Source organism: Kitasatospora sp. Ki12 (assembly GCF_054601375.1).
Window position 1 is genome coordinate 89,825 of the sequence record NZ_BAAIHT010000006.1, and the last position, 16,220, is coordinate 106,044.

Consider the following 16,220-nt stretch of genomic DNA (forward strand, 5'->3'; position numbering starts at 1 on the left):
ACGAACCCGACGACCGCAAGGAGGACGCATGGCCACGCCGCTCCAGGACGACGAAGCCACCCAGCCCGGAGAAGGAACGCGAGGCAAGCTGCTGCACACCTTCGCCACGCCGGTCGCTCGTGTCCCCCACCCACTCGCCGCAGCGCTCAACGAGCCGCTGGCCGAACTGCTCCTCGGAAGGCTCAGCGGGACCGACAACAAGTTCACGTACAAGGCCGAGACCTCTGCGGACATGACCGCCTGGGGCGAGCCCCTGATCGACAGCCTGACGACCTGGGTCCTCCAAGCGGCCCGGCGCTTCGTGGAGACCTCGGTGGGCAAGAGCCTCGACGAGGCCTTCGCCGACGCGGTGGCGAACGACCAGGAGACCTTCAACGGCACCCGCAGCACGACGGCCAGGAGAGCATCGATCGTACCCGGACGAAGCTGGGCCAGCATCTACCGCAAGGGCGACCACCACGAAGCCCACTTCCACCCCAACACCGCGATAGCGGCGATCTACTACGTCGAAGCACCCGGCACGTGCGATCTGGACCTCATCGACCCCCGCGCGAACATCGACTACTTCGACCCCGGCATCACCTTCGCCGGCGAGGGCCGCAACTTCCGCCTGCGCTGCGCGCCCGGGGAACTGGTGCTGTTCCCCGGCTGGCTCAAGCACGCCGTACCCGAGTTCCACGACGACTCCGTCCGCATCTCCATGTCCTGGAACCTCAGCTACAACATCATCCCAGCGGCCGGCCCGCAGCCCACCCGTAGCGGCGACAGTACGGCCGGCTCCGCTTGAGCCACGCCCCCCGGGGGACTCAACCCGCCTTCGTCGCGATCAGTCCGCCTCCGACGCGCCGATCGCGACGAGCTCGACCTCGAAACCGTCGTCGTTCTCCAGATAGGCGGCGTAGACGTGCTCGCCACTGGCGTGCGGGTGACGGTCGGGAAACATCAGGCACCAGCCGTGCTGGAGAGCTTCCGAGACCAGCGCCTCCACCGTGTCCTGTCCGTCGATGTGGAACGCCAGGTGGTTCAGCCCCGGCCGGCAACGGTCATGACGGTCGGCGGTGAGAGCCTTCGACTGTTCGAAGACGAGGTACGTCGACCCGAGGCGCCAACTGCGCCCGTTGCTCCAGCTCTGGAACAACGTGTATCCGAGGGCCTTCAACAGCCACCCGAAAGAGGCGGTGGCACGGTCAAGGTCAGGAACCCAGATCTCGACGTGGTGCAGCATTCCGCTGATGGACCTGGTCACGCCGCCGACACCATTGAGAACGTCCCGGCCGGCCAGCCCGGTTCGCATGATGCCCCCACCGGCATGGCATCACATCGACGGCTCCCGACTGGTTCGGTGACCCTTGAGCAGGTCCGACACGTGGCTGGGGAATCGTGAAGCGTCAGCACATCGTCCTCATCGTCGGTCATGGCCTCGGCCCGTCCGTGGCTCCCGAACCCGCTCGAGGCCGCTCAGCTCGGCGGGCCCCGCCGTGCGCGCGTTTGCGGGCATTGTAGATGTCCTGCAACGCCCCTTTTCTCCACTGGTCGAGTCCGCGGTTGCATCCACACCCAGGCCTTCCAACGGAACTGGCACCCGTTCCGTGTCTCCTCCCCAAGGACGGGGACAGCGGCGCGGATCCAGTGCGGGCGCCCCCGCTCGCGAGTGACCAGTCAAGCCGGTCGACGCCCGTGGTCGATGCGGGCGGCGTAGGCCTCGCGGTGGACGCGGCGACGTTCCCGCACTCCGGCGGTGACGCCCCGGACGACCTGGACGACTCGGATGCGGGGGACGCCGGCTTCGGGCTGTTCAACGCCGCCGAGGAGGCGCAGCAGTGGGTGACCCCGACCAACCGTCAGCCCGCGGCACAGGCCGGCACCGCAACGCCCACCACCTGGGAGGAGCGGCGGCGCTTCGTCGACCGCAACGACCCACACCGCCCTCTCCCGAGGGGCCCCGGCGCAGCGCTGCCCAGCGGCTGGCCGACCACTCCCGGTTCGTCGTCGTACGCACCCCGGCCCTCGACAAGATCACCACCAGTTTGCGCACCCTCACACTGCTCGGGTGCCACCAGGACGGCACCGCCCGTCCCGGACTGATCGTCACCGGGCCACCCACTACCGGCAAGAGCACCGCCCTCCAGGAAGTCGGGCGCACCTACGAGTTGCACCAGCGGTCCCTGTCCCGCACTTCCATCCCCGGGCGGGCGCAGGTCGCGTACATTCTGGTGCCACCCGGAGCGAGCGCCAAGAGCCCGGCCGCCGAGTTCGCACGCTTCGTCGGACTGCCAGTCGGCCCGCGCATGACCCAGGCCCTGCTCACCGCGACCGTCTGCAGCATGTACACCAGCCTGGGGTGAGCCTGGTCCTGGTGGACGAGATCCACCGCCTCAACCCCCATACCACAGGCGGCGCCGAGCCCGCGGACTTCCTCAAAGACCTCTCCGAACGCCTTCCCGCCATCCGCGAGCACCTGCGCCGACGCGGCATCCGCCGCGCTCTCAGCCGTCCGAGGCCCCCAGCAGCGCCACAACCTGGCCGTTGACCATGTTCGTGGGCTCACTGCCGAACCTGGTTGGACCAGTCACCCTTGAAACGATAAGCACGGCCGTCACCAGCCTGCTTCAGCCCGTCCGGGATGACATCATCATGGTACGAGTACTGCTGCGTCACCGCGGCCAGCAGGAACTCCAGGAAGCCGCCCTCGAATAGGTCCCACTCCCGCATCGAGTGGAACTTGGCAGCGACCGGCCAGCGGTCCGGGTCTGGGCCCCGCATCAGCCAGAAGAAATGGTCCGAGTTGTAGTTGTTGCCCCACTTCAGCAACCCACCCTCAGCCGGGAACAGCGGATACGGGCACTCCTTGAAGTCCCCGTCCCGGTAGGCCTCGGCCAGCCAGGCACAGTATCCCTAGGGCTCCGTCGTGTTGAACAGGAACCCCTCGAAGCCAACCGGCTCCGCGACCTGGGGACTGGGCGCTGCCGATGGCGTGTAGATGTGTAGTTCGTCGCTGATGCTGACCATCCCGAACCGATCGGCGAACGCCCGGTAGTCCGCTGGCAGCTGGAAGCCGAGCTCCCCCGGCGCGTGCTCCCACGGGACCGGGACCACGCCGCTCTCAGGTGGCGGCCCGATCACCGCACCGAGTTGGTCCAGCATCTCCTCAATGTTTACGTCCACTCCCATCAGCCGCCCGTTCACGTCGGAGGCTAGTTTCCCAGGTTCACATATTTGCCATTGAGGTCATGCCTTTCAGCCACTCGACCGACGACTCCACTGCCGCCGGCTGCTTGGCCTCCCCAGCCTCCGGGTGTCGGCCGCCGTACGCGTTCCCCGCGTACGGCGGCCGACGGCGTTCCGGAGCGGTCGCGGGTGACTGGACCTCGGGCGGGGCCGTCAGGGCGCCGGGCTCTGCGCGCCCTCGACGTCGGCGAGCAGTTTGCGCAGGAGCCCGTCCAGGGTGGCCCGTTCCTTGCCCGAGAGGGCGGAGAGCAGCGCGGTCTCGTTGGCCGCGTGGTCGGTGAAGGCGGCGTCCACGAGGGCGCGTCCGGCTGCGGTGAGGGCGATGCGGACGCTGCGCCGGTCCGCCGGGTCGGTGCGGCGTTCCACCAGGCCCGCCGATTCCAGCCGGTCGATCCGGCTGGTCATGCCGGCCCGCGACATCAGCAGCAGCGCGGCGAGTTCGGAGGGCATCAGTTCGTACGGCGCGCCGGAGCGGCGCAGGGTGGCGAGAACGTCGAACTCGCCGCGCTGGAGGCCGTGTTGCTTGAACACCTCTTCGACGACCCGGCCCGCGAGCAGCGCGAAGCGGCCGAGGCGGCCAACGGTGCCGACCGCCGCCAGGTCGAGGTCCGGGCGCTCCCGGCTCCACTGGTCGAGCATGACGTCCACGTGATCCATGGGGGCATGTTATTCGATGGGAGATAGTTAGATGTAGTACTATCATCTAGGGAACTACCGGAGCGCTCACTGTGGGGAGAGGCCAATGACGCTGATCGGACCGGAAGCCGTGGTGGTGCGGGGCGACGAAGCCGAGACCGTCGGAATGCCCGGCGGCAAGGGGCGGCTGCTGGCGGACTCCAGCGCCACCGGCGGCGCCCTGAGCACCCTGCGCGTCACGCTGGGGCGCGGCAAGGACGGCGCCACTCCGCACTACCACGGGGGCTCCTCGGAGCTGTTCTTCGTCGTCGACGGCTCGGCCCAGGTGCTGGTCGGGAACGAGGTGGTCACCGCCCGGAGCGGCGACCTCGTGGTGGTGCCGCCCCATCTGCCGCATGCCTTCGCGGCGGCGCCGGACTCCGGGGCGGACCTGCTGATCGTGATCACCCCCGGGGTGGAGCGCTTCGACTACTTCCGCCTGCTGGAGCGGATCCGCGCGGGCGAGGCCACGGTCGAGGAACTGCTCGCCAAGCAGGACCTCTTCGACAACCACTTCCTGGAGTCGCCGAGTTGGCGCGACGCCCGGGAGGAAGCCACCCGGTCCGAGCCGTAGACCGCCCGGCACCGAGCCCGGCCCGACACCAGGGGAGGAACCCCGTGACCGACACCCGCACCATCACCAACCCGCCCGGCCTGCACGACCCGACGCCGTTCGGCTACAGCCACGCCGCCTCCGCGCCCGGCGAACCGGTGTTCATCGGCGGCCAGTACGCCTCCGACGCCAGCGGTCAGGTCGTACCCGGCGACTTCGCCGCCCAGGCGAAGCTCGCCCTCGCCAACCTGCGCACCGCGCTCGCCGGGGTCGGCCTCGGCTTCGAGCACGTGGTCCGCCTCGGCTCGTACATCGTCGACCACGACCCGGAGAAGCTGGCCGTCCTCGGCAAGGCCCTGGCCGGGGCCTGGGGCGACCGGCTGCCCGCGCAGACGCTCAGCGGGGTCGCCTCGCTCGCCCTGCCGGGGATGCTCTTCGAGATCGATGCGGTCGCCGTCCGGCCGACGGCGGGGGCAGCGAGTCAAACCGGTTGACGCCCGTGGTCGATGCGGGCGGCGTAGGCCTCGCGGTGGACGCGGCGACGTTCCCGCCCCAGAACGCCGGCAGACGCCGGACTTCCGGAGTGACGAGCGTCCGCTCGCGCGGCCGTCGTGCCGTCCGCCCACCCGTCCCCCGTCCCGTTCGACGCGGGCGCGGCCATGGCGGCCCAGCTGCCCGGCAGCGTCGTGGTCGGCCGTGAGGGCGACGACTACAGCACATTCCTGTTCTCCCCGTGCGTGCGGGACGTCATGAACCGCTGCCTGACCGCCCTCGCTCTGCCCGCCGCCGGTCCCGCCTGCACCACCTGAGCCCGGATCACCCGCAGCGCGTGCCCCCGCCCGCCGCTCCGACCGAACTGAGGGCACGCGCTGATGCGCCACGCCCGCCCGGGCGGCTTCGCCGCCCTCAGCCGAAGCCGCGGGCCCCCAACTCGGCGTAGCGGGAGGCTAGATGGGCCATGTCCCGTTCGGCGCCCTCGTGCAGCCAGCTGCCGTACAGCGCCGCCGCCCGGTCCGCGTCCAGGGCCCGGGCCGCGAGCGCCGCGGTCAGCGAGCCCGCCGTCCAGCCGGACAGCAGGGCCCGCAGCACACCGTGCGAGGACGCCGGGTCCAGCAGGACCCCGGCGTCGCCCACCACGAACCAGCCCGGGCCGGCCGGCCCGGGGCACAGCCTCCAGCTGACGTCCGCCGCCCCGGCCCGCCCGTGCGGCCGCAGGCCCGCGAACTCCTGCGGCGACCCGGCGTACGGCGGGCGCGCCTGCCGGGGGACGAAGTCCAGGCGCATCCACTGGTACCGTCCGGGCGCCACCCGCGCGGTCCAGGTCCAGCCGGTGCCGTCCGCGACGATGGCGGGCGCGGCGTCGCGCCGCGGGCAGCTCCCGGCCGCGTACCCGTACCGGACCAGCAGTCTCGGCGAGCGGGGCGGGGCGGTCAGGCCCAGGGCGCGGCTGAGCCAGCGGGCCCGGCCGGTCGCGTCGATCACGGTACGGGTGCGCAGCGCCGTGGCGGCGCCGCGCAGCCGGACCCCGGTCACCGCTCCGTCCCGCAGTACCGGTTCCAGCACCCGGCAGCCGAGGCGGACGTCGGCGCCCGCGCGCCGGGCCCGCTCCAGGAGCAGGGCGTCCAGCCGCCGGCGGTCCACCTGGTAGCCGTACCAGGGCCCGTCCGCGTCCCGTCCGAACGGCTGGAAGCGCGGCTGGTCGCCCCAGCCGACGGTGATGCCGTCGTGCCGGGCGCGGACGGCGTCCGTGAAGCCCTCCGGCAGCAGGCGGGCCAGGAGGTCTCGGCTCCGGGGTGGAGGGCCTCGCCGGGGCGGGCCACCGGGCCGGGGGCGCGTTCGGCGAGGACCGTGCGCAGCCCGGCGGCCGCGCAGACGATCGCGGCCGCGCAGCCCGCCGGTCCGGCTCCGGCGATCAGGACGTCGGCGTCGGGATCGAGGTGTCGCGCGTCCACGGCCCTCCGTCCCTGGACAGCAGGACGGTCCGGCCGTCGGTGTAGGCCGTCACGTCCTCGGTGATCTCCACCAGGACCTTCTGGATGTCGCCGGGGTCCGGGCTCTGCGTCCCGGGCCGGTAGACGCGGAAGCGGTAGCGGCGCGGGCCGGTGAGCCGCCCGCCGGTGGCGTTCTGGGCCCGTACGAGTTCCTCGTCGTCGGCTCCGGCCGTGGTAAAGGACAGCACGGCCCAGGCCGATTTGGCCTTGAGGATCTCGATGACCGCGCGGTCGCCGAACCGGGCGAAGTCCGGGTCGTGGATGCCCAGGCTCCAGTACACCGCCGACATGGCCAGCACGCGTGCCTTGGTCTCGGCGAGGTCGACGCGGGCGGTGAGGTGGGCGGTCATCCGCTCCTGGGTGGTGATGTAGTCCGCGCGGTCGATGTCCTGGTGGACGGCCGCCTTGCGGCCGTCCACCGTCCTGGTCTCCGGGCCGCGGACGCCGTCCCACGGCATCCGGCCGCGCCCCGGGGCGTCCGTCATGCCGATCTCGGTGTCGGTCAGCGGGACGATCGTCGGCCACGGGTACGGGAAGCCGGGTGCGGCCTTGAGCGGGCTGAAGGTGCGGGTGGCGTCCGGCGCTACGGACGGCCAGTAACTGCCCAGTGCCGCGCAGAGTTTGGCGTCCTCCAGGAAGGGGGTTCCGAGGCTGTACGCCTGCATGTAGCGCTGGAGGGGCGCGCCCGGCTCGTTGTAGACCAGGCCCTGGCTGACCTCCCAGCCCGGGTCGGTCACTCCCGCGGCGGCGTCCGGCAGGCCCGTGTACCGGCCGCGCGCGTCGTCGGGCAGGGGCCGGTCCACCGGGTCGCCGGGGGTGGGAGGGCCGACGACCGCGGTGACGGTGTCGTCGTAGATGTCGAACCCCTTGGGGAGGGTGATGTCGCCGGCGAAGCGGAACTCCGACAGGGGGCGCGGTGACACGGCCCACAGCGCGGCGCGGGTCTCCTGGGGGACGGCGGTGCGCCACCAGGCGGCGAGGTCGTGCTGGTTGACGTGCGGGAAGAAGTCGGGTGGTGCGACGCTGCAGAAGGCGGGCTTGAAGGTGGTGATCTCGGGGGCGAGTTGCGGGCACGCGACGGAGACGAAGCCGTCGCCGGCGAAGTCGATCCAGTGCTGGGCGCGGTAGCCGCCCGTGCGGATGATCGTCTCCATGTCGGGGTCGAGGTTGAGGTCCTCCAGCCGGCCGTCGTCGTGCAGGCGGTGGCGGATGTTGACGTACTCGGGCGAGCGGCGGTCGTTGTCGGGTGCGTCGCCCTCCTGGTAGGTCGGCTCGGTCTCGACGGCGCCGGGGATCAGCTGGACGGAGGAGAAGTATGAGGACGCCCGGGTCCTGGACCAGGTCGGCGGAGACGTCAAAGCTCAGCCACTCGCCCTTGAACCTGGCCCGGCTGGCGAAGGGGTGCGGCTGCGGGGCGAGGACGCCGGAACCGTGGGCCTGCTGTTCGGGCGCCAGGGCGGCGATGTGCTCGCCGCGGATGGTGAAGGGGAAGGCCTCCAGGTCCTTGCCGGTCCAGTCGGTGGGGTAGCCCTGTTCCCGCAGGAAGAGGTGCATCCGCTTGAGCTTCTCGTTGACGAGGTGGGAGTCGAGAGAGAGGGTCAGGTCCAGGCCGTCGAGGCATTCGCGGCCGGGGAAGAGCTTGTGCAGGGGCACCCAGAAGGAGCGGGCGTCGTCGCCGTCGACGGTGTCACGGGGGCCGAAGAGCCGGGGGTCCGCGCCGGTCACCTGCATGGCGAGGTAGGGGGCGAAGCGCTGCGGCACCGTCCGGAAGGCGAATGGATCCTTCCGGTCGAAGGGGGTGAACTGGCGGTTGCGGGCGTCGTAGTGGGGTTCGGTGGTTCCCATCCGGGCGACGCCGGTCCGGGAGAAGCAGAGGTCGGCGTGGCGGCCGTGCACGGAGCCGGTGGCGTCGCGGTAGTCCAGGGCGAAGACGACGACGCCGAGCGGGTTGCTCCCGGCGAGCTCGCGGACCCGGTCCAGGCCGGGGGGCCTGACCCCGTAGACGTAGTTCTCGACGGCCTCGATCTCGGCCAGGGTCGGGAACGCGCCGAGAGTGCGGTCCCGGCCGTCGGTGAGCACGGCCGCCGAGGCGAAGGAGTGGTAGAGGAGGCTGCGCGCCGGGCTGCCGGGTTCGATGCCGCGGGCGGGCAGCGTCGGGGCGAAGTCGCCGAAGCCCGGGACGGTGCGGTCGATTTCGGCGACGGGCTTGTCGAGCTCGGCGGCCAGGTCCCGGGCGCCGAGGTCGAGCGCGCCCCGGGTGACGGCGTGCAGGAGCGTGCGCCAGCCCTGGTCGGCGAGGCGGGCGCAGGCGTCGGCGACCGGTTCGAGGAGGGGTCTGGAGGACGGCGCGGCCGCCGCCTCGTACTGGACGGTGAGCCCGGGGAACCCGAGCAGGAGCCCGCCTGCGGCGGCCCTCCTCATGACATCGCGTCGCGTGAGCTCCACGCCGTTCGCCTCCTGGGGTGTGCCGGGGCCTCCTCGTCGATCGGTGATTGTGTCGTGCCGGGGCGGGACGGCCCGCGAACGACGCGTGTTCGCACCCGGACGGACGCATGGCCGCGGGCGGCGGGGTGGCGGCGGCCCGTCGCGCCGGAGGGGGCGCTCGCCTCCTGGCCGCAGGCCGACGCCCGGGCCTTCGCCCGCCTCCTGCGCCGCTTCGTCGACGAGGGCCCCTTCGCCGCCGGCCAGGACTGACCGCCACTGGACGGGCGCGGTGGCTGCCGCGACGTGTGGCGGGCGCCGGGGCGGGGACGAGGGCCGTTGCCGGTCGGTCCGGTTGGTAGCGTCGCGCCGGCTTCGGGGCCGTCCTGCGGGCAGCCCCCCTTTGAGGACAGTGGGGTTCGGAAGTCATGCACAGGGCGACCCCTTTCACGGTCTGGCGCAACCCGTTGATCGGCGCCGGGCAGCTGCTCGGGGCCGAGCTCGGCGGCCGGCCGGCGGTCATCCGGCCGGTCTTCGCCCCGGTCCGGGGCTTCGCGGCGTACGACGCCGAAGACGGTTCCCTGGTAAGGGAGTTCGCGCTCGACGCGGGATTCACCGGCGGCCCGCTGTGCCGGATGCACCTCGACGTGGGCGGTGAACGGCCGGTGCTGGTGGCCCTGGAGGAGTCCCGGGGGCTGCGCGGGACGGCGGTCCAGGTCGACCTGGTGACCGGCGAGCGGGCCTGTCCCGACACCTGGGGCAAGCGGCGCAAGCCGTGGAGCTGCGGGTGTCCGCGGCGGCTTCCTGCCGCGGCGAAGACGGGCGGCGGCCCCTGCTGCTCGGGTTGAGCGACGGCCGCGTGGACCGGGTCGACGCGGTGACCGGGGAGGCGGCCGGGCCTCGGATGCGCGGCACCGGCCGCACGGGCCTGCGGTCGCTGGCCGTCTTTACCGCGGCGGACGGCACGGCCCGCCTGGCCGGCGCGGACGCCAGCGGGCTGCTGCGCCTCGACGGCGCCACCGGCGAGGAATGGCCCGCCGAACCGCCCATACGGGAAGGGGACTTGTAACGGCGGCAGGTGGCGGGCTCCCCCACCCGGGCCGCCGGTGGAAACCGGGTTGCCCGGACGGCGGCCGGTCGAGGATCATCCTCAGGTCCTGCCCCCCGGCCCCGGAGACACATGACCACCGAACTGTCCGAAGCCTGGGAGCTCTTCGAGTCCGGCGACCCGCAGGGATCGATGCGGGTGCTGCGCTCCGCGGCCGACCGGCTCCCGCCCGCCGGCATCGCACCGCTGGTGGCCGAGCTGGCCGAAGGCGCCGGTTTCGAGGACTTGGTGGAGGCTTCGACAGCACTGGCGGCCCGGCCCGGGGAGGCCGGCCGGCTCTACGCCTACGGCTACGCCTGCGTCGAGCGCGGCATCGACGCGGTGGCCGTACCCGCGCTGCGGGAGGCGCTGCGGCTGGTCCAGGCCCCGCCCGCCGCCCCGGCGCGCACCGGCCTGTTCCGCCGCAAGCCCCAGCCGCAGGCCGCCCAGGCGCTCGGCCCGCGCAAGGTGCTGCTGGAGCTGGTCTCCGCGCTGGAGGGCTGCGAGCGGCACGACGAGGCGCTGGCCGTGCTGCGGGAGCACGACGCCCGGCTCGGCGACTGGCCGGACCGGTACCTGACGGTCTACAACGCGCTGATGGCCGGCCGGATCTCCCTGGCCCGGGAGGTGTACGAGGCGCTGTCGGCCCCCGAGGGCGTCTGGGTCGGCCCGGCGCAGCGGGTCGGGCGGATGCTGGAGCGGGCCGCGGCCCTGCCGCCGGCCGACGGCCAGGACCTGCGCGGCTGGCACTACGTGCTCACCGGCGGCCTGCTCACCACCCTCTCCCCGCACGGGTTCGACCAGGGTATGACCGGCCGCTGGGCCTACCTGCAGGACGACTTCGAGCACTGCCGTTACGGCCTGGAGCGCCTGCGCGCCGTGCTGGCCGCCACCGACCGCGAGCCCGCCTCGGTCGGCCTGCTGCCCGACCGGGGCAGCCGGGCGCTCGGACTGGCGGCGGCGCGGCTGCTCGGCCTGCCGGCGGCACCGTACCGGCCGCAGGCGCCGGACGTGCTGGTGGTCGCGTACGACCTGAACGCGTGCGATCCCGACGTGGTGGCGCAGCTGCACGAGCGGGCCGAGGGCCAGCTGCTCTTCGAGCACGCCACCTGCTGGACCGACCCGCCCACCGTGACGGCCGACGTCTCCACCCTGCTGGGGCAGATCGTGAACGCCCCGTGGGAGCCCGGCCTGCGGTTCGGCGAGGACGGCGAACCGCAGGAGGCCGGGCCCGACCGGCGTTCGGCCGAGGAACTCGCCGAGGCGGTCCTGGCCGCCGCTCCGACCGTCCCGGAGGGCGACGGCCGGACCCCGCCCGACCCGGACGCCGCCCTCACGGCCTTCGCCACCCGCGCGGCCGGCTGGCCCGCCGCGGGCCCGCGCGACCGCGTCCGCTCCGCCGGCCCGGTCCGCAGCTCCCGCTTCGCGTGACGCTCCGCGCCCGTGCGACCGAGGGCCCGTCCGGCGGGACGGGCCCTCGATCGCACGTGATCGGCGCGGGGTGCCGGTGCCGGTGTCGGCGGCGCTGTCGCTGTCGTCCGAGGGATCGTGGCGCCGTGAGCGGTGCCGTCGCAGGTACCAGACCAGCAGGGTGAAGCCGACGCCCCAGGCGAGCCCGCCGAGGGCGTTGTGGAACAGGAACCGGCGGTACGGCATCCGGGACATCCCGGCCAGCGAGGGCACCAGCGGGCGGAAGAAGGCGACGAAGCGGCCGACGAAGACGGCGGCCGGCCCGCGCCGGCGGATCAGGTCCCGCGCCGTGTCGACCCGCGTTCGCAGCGGCGAAGTCCGGGGCGCGGGCCGGGATGTCGCGCTACGGCCTGGGGTCGGTGCGCAGGAGGCCGTACATGACGGAGTCGCGCCATTCGCCGGCGCGGAAGGTCACGGCGCGATGGACGCCCTCACGGGTGAAGCCGATCTTCTCCAGGGCACGCTGCTCGGCGAGGTTGCCGGTCTCGGTGTCCGCTTCCACGCGCATCACCGGTGTGCAGGCGAACAGGTAGTCCACCAGGAGGCGTTGGGCCTGGGTTCCGATCCCGCGCCCGCGTGCGTGCGGGGCCAGCTGGATCCCGATGTTCCAGTACGGCATGGTGGGCAGCAGGCCCATCCGGTCGGCGGCGACGAAGCCGCAGAACTCGTCGCCGAGGGCGACCGCGAAGATCCACTGGTCGTCGCCGAGCAACCCGTGCTCCTCCCAGCGGCGGCGGAGCCGCTCGGGATCCCGCCAGCCGTGCCACTGGAACTCACCGGTCGCTTCCGGGTCGTTGATCAGCCGGCCGAGGGCGGGGAGGTCGGCTTCGGCTACCGGGCGCAAGGAGACCGCTTCATCGCTCACCCCGGTCACCCTAACCACCCGGAGCGCCAGGCTCCCTGACGCCCACCTCGTACGGCGCAACGCGCCGGCCGACGCCGGGTGGAGGGGGTGACGCCCCGGGCCGACGGGACGGAGAAGCGGTCGGGGTCAGCGGGCGACCGAGATCGCGAAGGGTGCGAATCCGGTGGACCGGATGACGCGCGGGACGAAGAGGATCGCCTGCACCCTCGGCTCACCCGTCGCTCGGCCTGGATCGCCGACCAGAACGCCGAACTTCCCGTCCTGCACGGCCTCGTGGTCCGACTGGCCGTGGAGCGCCTGCCCGGCGGACGGGACCCGGGCCCGGTGTGGCTGTGGTCCTCACGCCCAGGGGCCGACGCCCGCCACGTCGACCGGCTACGGGCGTGGAGCCGGACGCGGGCCAGGACCGGCATGCTCAGGTGCGGGAAGGGGTTCTCGCGCAGACGGGGAAGGCGACGAGAGCGGAGGATACGTCGGCGGGCGTGCCCGGGTCGCCGAGAGACTCCTCGACGGCTGGGAGAGGGTGCGGGGATCGTCCTCGTACGGAGCCGGTGCAGGACCGCGGAAGCGGGGCTACCGGAGGCGGTTGCGGCCTGACCGGCGGCATGGATGCGGTCGACGTACCCGGACTCGTCCTCGATCGGCTCCGCAGCTGGTATTACTGTCACCTCTTTGAATGATCATTCAGCTCGGGGGGCAGTTCAGCATGGTGCAAGACAGCGCGGTCGTCGCGCTGACCGGAGTCCGGCGGGTGTACGGCGACGGTGAGAGCCGGGTCGCGGCCCTGGACGGGGTGACCCTGGAGTTCTCGGCCGGCTCCTTCACCGCGGTGATGGGGCCGTCCGGCTCCGGGAAGTCGACCCTGCTCCAGTGCGCGGCGGGGCTCGACCAAGTGGACGAGGGCCGGGTCCGCCTCGCCGGAGTGGACCCGCGCGGCATGTCGGAGACGGCGCTGACCAGGCTGCGCCGTGAGCGGATCGGCTTCGTCTTCCAGTCCTTCAACCTGCTGCCCACGCTGACCGCCCGCCAGAACGTCGAGCTGCCGCTCCAGCTGGCCAAGAAACCGCCCCGGCCCGCCGAAGTCGACCAGGTACTGGCCGAACTGGGCCTGGCCGCCCGAGCCGCGCACCTGCCGAGCGAGCTCTCCGGCGGCCAGCAGCAGCGCGTGGCCATCGCCCGCGCCCTGGTCACCCGTCCCCAGGTGCTCTTCGCCGACGAGCCGACCGGGGCCCTGGACTCCCGCACGTCCCGGGAGGTGCTGGCACTGTTGCGCCGGATCGTCGCCGAGCACGGGCAGACGATCATCATGGTGACCCACGACCCGGTGGCCGCCTCGTACGCCGGGCGGGTGGTCTTCCTCGCCGACGGCCGAGTGGTGGACGAGCTGGCCAACCCGACGGTGGACGCGGTCGCCGCCCGGATGGCCGCGCTGGAGCCGGCCGACGACGAACCCACCGGTACCGGCCACGGCCACCTCGAGGAGGCCGCGGCGTGCTGAAGCTGGCCATGGCCAACCTGCGCAGCCGCTGGACCGCCTTCGCCGGGGTGTTCGCCGCCCTGGTCCTGGGCACCGGGCTGATCTCGATGATGTCGCTCGTCCTGGCCGCGACCGCCGGTACGCCCTACCCCGCGCCCCAGCGGTTCGCGGCCGCCACCGCCGTGGCCGTGCCCGCCGACGCACGCGGCGAGGCGGCCCGGCTTCCCACCGGGCTGCCGGCCGCCGTGGCGGGCGGGGCGCCGGCCGGAACCGTCGCCGACCGCACCTTCCCGGCCCGCCGCCCGGGCGGCCCGTCCGACGGCGTCGGGCACGGCTGGTCGTCGGCCGCCTTGACGCCGTACCACCTGACGGCCGGCCGGGCGCCGGTGGCGGACGACGAGATCGTGCTGACCGGCGGCGCCGAGCTGGTCGGCCACCGGATCGAACTCGCGACCGCGGCCGGACGCTCCGCCTACACCGTCGTCGGCGCCACCGAGCAGCGCTGGTTCGAACACGCGGCCTTCTTCACCGACGCCGCCGCCGCGCGGATCTCGCCACCGGTCAACGCGCTGGCCACCACCGGCCCCGCGGCCGCCCTGCCGACAGCCGACGGCGTGCTGCTGCTCACCGGGCCGGAACGCCGCCAGGCCGATCCCGACCCGTCCGGCGGCGCGGACCAGCTGCTGAACGCGCAGGCCATGGCCGCCACCACCAGCGCAATCGCGGTCTCGGTCGCGGTCTTCATCGTGATCGCGACCTTCGCCTTCTCGATCGAGCAGCGCGGCCGCGAGCTCGCGCTGCTCAGGCTGACCGGCGCCACCCCGCCCCAGGTGGCCGGCCTGGTCCTGGCCGAGGCCGGACTGGTCGGCGCGGCCGGGTCGCTGCTCGGGTCGCTGCTCGGGGTGGCGGGCGCCGGCGTGCTGCGCGAGTGGATGGTCGACCACGGCGTCGCACCCGGGTGGTTCGACGTCGGAGCAGATCCGCTCGCGCTGCTGCTTGCCACACTGCTGGGCGTCGCCGCCGCGCTGTCAGGCGCCGCCGCCGTCGCCGTCCGGGCCGCCCGGGTGCGCCCGGTCGCGGCGCTGCGGGACTCCGCCGCGAACACCCGGGCGATGACGCCGCTGCGCTGGGTACTGGCCCTGGGCCTGCTCGCCGGCGCCGTCGCCACCGGCTGGACGATCACCGCGACCTCGCCCGAGTACGCGGTGAACGCCCGCAAGTACGGTGCCGTTCCGCTGCTCTTCGTCGGCGGTCTCGCCCTGCTCGCGCCGGTGCTGCTGCGGCCCGCCGCCCGGCTGGCCACGTGGCCGCTGGCCCGGCTCGGCGCCGGCCCGCTGATCGTCCGCCAGAACACGCTCAACGCCAGGCGCCGGACCGCCGCCACGGTCACCCCCGTGGTGGTGGCCGTGGGGCTGGTCGCGGCCATGATGAGCATGCAGGGCGCCGGCGACGGGGCCCGCGCAGATCTCGCGCGAAGCCAGACCCACGCCGCCGCCGTGGTACTGCCCGTGGACGGCGGGCTGCTGGACCGGCCGACGGCCGCCGCGCTCGCGAACCTGCGGGCCACCACCGTCACCCCCACCCGGCTGGAGATCGGCGGCGCCGACGGCACGATCCTGGACTCGCTCAGCGGAAAGGCCGTCCGGCCCGACGCACTCGGCTCGGTGCTGACGCCGACCGTGGTCGCGGGCTCACTGACCGGGCTCGGCGACGACTTCCTGGTGGTCGACGAACACACCGCCCGCAGTGACGACCTGTCACCGGGGCAGACCGTGACCTGCTGGCTCCCGGACGGGTCACGGACCGCACTGCGCATCGCGGCGGTGGTCCGGACCGGTCTCAACGGCGACGACACCTACCTCTCGGCGGCACACACGACGGGCGCGCTGCCCGCGCTGGCCTGGCTCGACACGCCCACCGACGCGGCAACGGCCCGTACGGCGCTCGGCGGCCTGGACGCCAAGGTCGGACCAGCCGACCTGTACTTCGACCGGTCGGCGGCCAAGCAGCGCGCGCAGTCACGGAACGCGAGCGTGGTGGTGCTGGGGATCTCGGTCGGCTACTCGCTGCTCTCGGTGGCCAACACCCTGGTCATGGCCGCGGCCGGCCGACGGCGCGAACTGGCGGCACTCAACCTCGCCGGGGCGACCAGGGCCCAGACCCTGCGGCTGATCGCGGCGGAGTCCCTGCTTGCCGTACTGGTGGGCACACTGCTCGCCGCCGTGGCCGGCGCGGCGGTCGCGGCCACTCAGGCGACAGCGCTGCACCGCCTGGTGGACGGCTTCGCGGCCACCGTCCCGTGGACACCGGTCGCGCAGGCGGTGGCCCTGTGTGCCGCAGTCGCGGTGACAGCGGCCGTACTCGCCGCCTGGCGCACCACTCGCGGGCGCTCGATCGAAGCGGCGGGGGCACGGGAGTAGCGGCGCTCGGCCACACCGGCGACCCGCGGATCG

General features: G+C 73.4%; 18 protein-coding genes and 1 pseudogene. 11 read left to right on the top strand and 8 right to left on the bottom strand.

Annotation, left to right across the window (positions count from 1 at the left end):
- Nucleotides 1-28: 28 nt before the first annotated feature.
- Entirely contained in the window at nucleotides 29-787 is a 759-nt protein-coding gene (locus ACYP53_RS42760; RefSeq protein ID WP_459651472.1) for a TIGR02466 family protein, read from the top strand.
- A gap of 39 nt (nucleotides 788-826) precedes the next feature.
- Here ACYP53_RS42760 and ACYP53_RS42765 read toward each other — a convergent pair whose 3' ends face one another.
- Complete coding sequence (locus tag ACYP53_RS42765) at nucleotides 827-1,294, bottom strand: VOC family protein (RefSeq protein WP_459651473.1); 468 nt, start codon at nucleotides 1,292-1,294, stop codon at nucleotides 827-829.
- Nucleotides 1,295-2,027: 733 nt separating this feature from the next.
- On the opposite strand from ACYP53_RS42765, the gene ACYP53_RS42770 reads away from it, so the two are divergent.
- Nucleotides 2,028-2,345 carry a P-loop NTPase family protein gene (locus tag ACYP53_RS42770; protein WP_459651474.1) on the top strand — a complete coding sequence of 106 codons (318 nt, stop codon included), beginning with the start codon at nucleotides 2,028-2,030 and terminating at the stop codon, nucleotides 2,343-2,345.
- 199 nt (nucleotides 2,346-2,544) lie between these two features.
- Here the strand turns inward: ACYP53_RS42770 and ACYP53_RS42775 are convergent, their stop codons facing one another.
- The 3 genes from ACYP53_RS42775 to ACYP53_RS42785 all read right to left on the bottom strand — a co-directional run bounded on the left by ACYP53_RS42775 (nucleotide 2,545) and on the right by ACYP53_RS42785 (nucleotide 3,885).
- Nucleotides 2,545-2,811 carry a hypothetical protein gene (locus ACYP53_RS42775; protein ID WP_459651475.1) on the bottom strand — a complete coding sequence of 89 codons (267 nt, stop codon included), beginning with the start codon at nucleotides 2,809-2,811 and terminating at the stop codon, nucleotides 2,545-2,547.
- 84 nt (nucleotides 2,812-2,895) lie between these two features.
- Nucleotides 2,896-3,144: a hypothetical protein gene (locus ACYP53_RS42780; protein WP_459651476.1), complete on the bottom strand. Its 249-nt coding sequence runs from the start codon at nucleotides 3,142-3,144 to the stop codon at nucleotides 2,896-2,898.
- Nucleotides 3,145-3,381: 237 nt separating this feature from the next.
- Entirely contained in the window at nucleotides 3,382-3,885 is a 504-nt protein-coding gene (locus tag ACYP53_RS42785) for a MarR family winged helix-turn-helix transcriptional regulator (protein WP_459651477.1), read from the bottom strand.
- An 85-nt stretch (nucleotides 3,886-3,970) separates the two neighbouring features.
- Here ACYP53_RS42785 and ACYP53_RS42790 point away from each other — a divergent pair, with 85 nt between their 5' ends.
- The 3 genes from ACYP53_RS42790 to ACYP53_RS42800 all read left to right on the top strand — a co-directional run bounded on the left by ACYP53_RS42790 (nucleotide 3,971) and on the right by ACYP53_RS42800 (nucleotide 5,265).
- A complete protein-coding gene (locus tag ACYP53_RS42790; protein WP_459651478.1) occupies nucleotides 3,971-4,477 on the top strand; it encodes a cupin domain-containing protein in 507 nt (168 codons plus the stop codon).
- A 44-nt stretch (nucleotides 4,478-4,521) separates the two neighbouring features.
- Nucleotides 4,522-4,950, top strand: coding sequence for a RidA family protein (locus ACYP53_RS42795; RefSeq protein WP_459651479.1), 429 nt, complete (start codon nucleotides 4,522-4,524; stop codon nucleotides 4,948-4,950).
- Between the two features lie 117 nt (nucleotides 4,951-5,067).
- Complete coding sequence (locus tag ACYP53_RS42800) at nucleotides 5,068-5,265, top strand: hypothetical protein (RefSeq protein ID WP_459651480.1); 198 nt, start codon at nucleotides 5,068-5,070, stop codon at nucleotides 5,263-5,265.
- Nucleotides 5,266-5,362: 97 nt separating this feature from the next.
- On the opposite strand, the gene ACYP53_RS42805 is transcribed toward ACYP53_RS42800, so the two are convergent.
- Together ACYP53_RS42805 and ACYP53_RS42810 are read right to left on the bottom strand one after the other, a co-directional pair.
- Nucleotides 5,363-6,346 (bottom strand): NAD(P)/FAD-dependent oxidoreductase, encoded by a 984-nt coding sequence (locus ACYP53_RS42805; RefSeq protein WP_459651511.1) that lies wholly within the window; start codon nucleotides 6,344-6,346, stop codon nucleotides 5,363-5,365.
- A gap of 22 nt (nucleotides 6,347-6,368) precedes the next feature.
- Complete coding sequence (locus ACYP53_RS42810; protein WP_459651481.1) at nucleotides 6,369-7,805, bottom strand: hypothetical protein; 1,437 nt, start codon at nucleotides 7,803-7,805, stop codon at nucleotides 6,369-6,371.
- Nucleotides 7,806-7,878: 73 nt separating this feature from the next.
- Between ACYP53_RS42810 and ACYP53_RS42815 the strand changes: the two genes are divergently transcribed.
- The 4 genes from ACYP53_RS42815 (at nucleotide 7,879) to ACYP53_RS42830 (ending at nucleotide 11,386) form a co-directional block, all read left to right on the top strand.
- On the top strand, nucleotides 7,879-9,141 hold the full coding sequence (locus ACYP53_RS42815; protein WP_459651482.1) for a hypothetical protein: 1,263 nt from the start codon (nucleotides 7,879-7,881) through the stop codon (nucleotides 9,139-9,141).
- Between the two features lie 155 nt (nucleotides 9,142-9,296).
- Complete coding sequence (locus ACYP53_RS42820) at nucleotides 9,297-9,716, top strand: hypothetical protein (RefSeq protein WP_459651483.1); 420 nt, start codon at nucleotides 9,297-9,299, stop codon at nucleotides 9,714-9,716.
- Nucleotides 9,713-9,937, top strand: a complete 225-nt coding sequence (locus ACYP53_RS42825) for a hypothetical protein (RefSeq protein WP_459651484.1) — start codon at nucleotides 9,713-9,715, stop codon at nucleotides 9,935-9,937. The genes ACYP53_RS42820 and ACYP53_RS42825 overlap by 4 nt, the downstream gene beginning before the upstream one ends.
- A 111-nt stretch (nucleotides 9,938-10,048) precedes the next feature.
- A complete protein-coding gene (locus ACYP53_RS42830) occupies nucleotides 10,049-11,386 on the top strand; it encodes a hypothetical protein (protein WP_459651485.1) in 1,338 nt (445 codons plus the stop codon).
- A gap of 165 nt (nucleotides 11,387-11,551) precedes the next feature.
- On the opposite strand, the pseudogene ACYP53_RS42835 reads toward ACYP53_RS42830, so the two are convergent.
- Nucleotides 11,552-11,734, bottom strand: a pseudogene (locus ACYP53_RS42835) (DedA family protein); the annotation flags it as partial.
- Nucleotides 11,735-11,768: 34 nt separating this feature from the next.
- On the bottom strand, nucleotides 11,769-12,290 hold the full coding sequence (locus ACYP53_RS42840; RefSeq protein ID WP_459651486.1) for a GNAT family N-acetyltransferase: 522 nt from the start codon (nucleotides 12,288-12,290) through the stop codon (nucleotides 11,769-11,771).
- Nucleotides 12,291-12,996: 706 nt separating this feature from the next.
- Here ACYP53_RS42840 and ACYP53_RS42845 point away from each other — a divergent pair.
- A complete protein-coding gene (locus ACYP53_RS42845; RefSeq protein ID WP_459651487.1) occupies nucleotides 12,997-13,788 on the top strand; it encodes an ABC transporter ATP-binding protein in 792 nt (263 codons plus the stop codon).
- Nucleotides 13,782-16,187, top strand: a complete 2,406-nt coding sequence (locus tag ACYP53_RS42850) for an FtsX-like permease family protein (protein ID WP_459651488.1) — start codon at nucleotides 13,782-13,784, stop codon at nucleotides 16,185-16,187. The genes ACYP53_RS42845 and ACYP53_RS42850 overlap by 7 nt, the downstream gene beginning before the upstream one ends.
- Nucleotides 16,188-16,220 lie beyond the last annotated feature (33 nt).

What these genes read in the sequence shown, in the direction of transcription:
- ACYP53_RS42845 (WP_459651487.1), top strand. Translation starts at nt 12,997, where the DNA reads ATGGTGCAAGACAGCGCGGTCGTCGCGCTGACCGGAGTCCGGCGGGTG.
- ACYP53_RS42780 (WP_459651476.1), bottom strand. Translation starts at nt 3,144, where the DNA reads ATGCTGGACCAACTCGGTGCGGTGATCGGGCCGCCACCTGAGAGCGGC.
- ACYP53_RS42830 (WP_459651485.1), top strand. Translation starts at nt 10,049, where the DNA reads ATGACCACCGAACTGTCCGAAGCCTGGGAGCTCTTCGAGTCCGGCGAC.
- ACYP53_RS42790 (WP_459651478.1), top strand. Translation starts at nt 3,971, where the DNA reads ATGACGCTGATCGGACCGGAAGCCGTGGTGGTGCGGGGCGACGAAGCC.
- ACYP53_RS42820 (WP_459651483.1), top strand. Translation starts at nt 9,297, where the DNA reads ATGCACAGGGCGACCCCTTTCACGGTCTGGCGCAACCCGTTGATCGGC.
- ACYP53_RS42760 (WP_459651472.1), top strand. Translation starts at nt 29, where the DNA reads ATGGCCACGCCGCTCCAGGACGACGAAGCCACCCAGCCCGGAGAAGGA.
- ACYP53_RS42785 (WP_459651477.1), bottom strand. Translation starts at nt 3,885, where the DNA reads ATGGATCACGTGGACGTCATGCTCGACCAGTGGAGCCGGGAGCGCCCG.
- ACYP53_RS42765 (WP_459651473.1), bottom strand. Translation starts at nt 1,294, where the DNA reads ATGCGAACCGGGCTGGCCGGCCGGGACGTTCTCAATGGTGTCGGCGGC.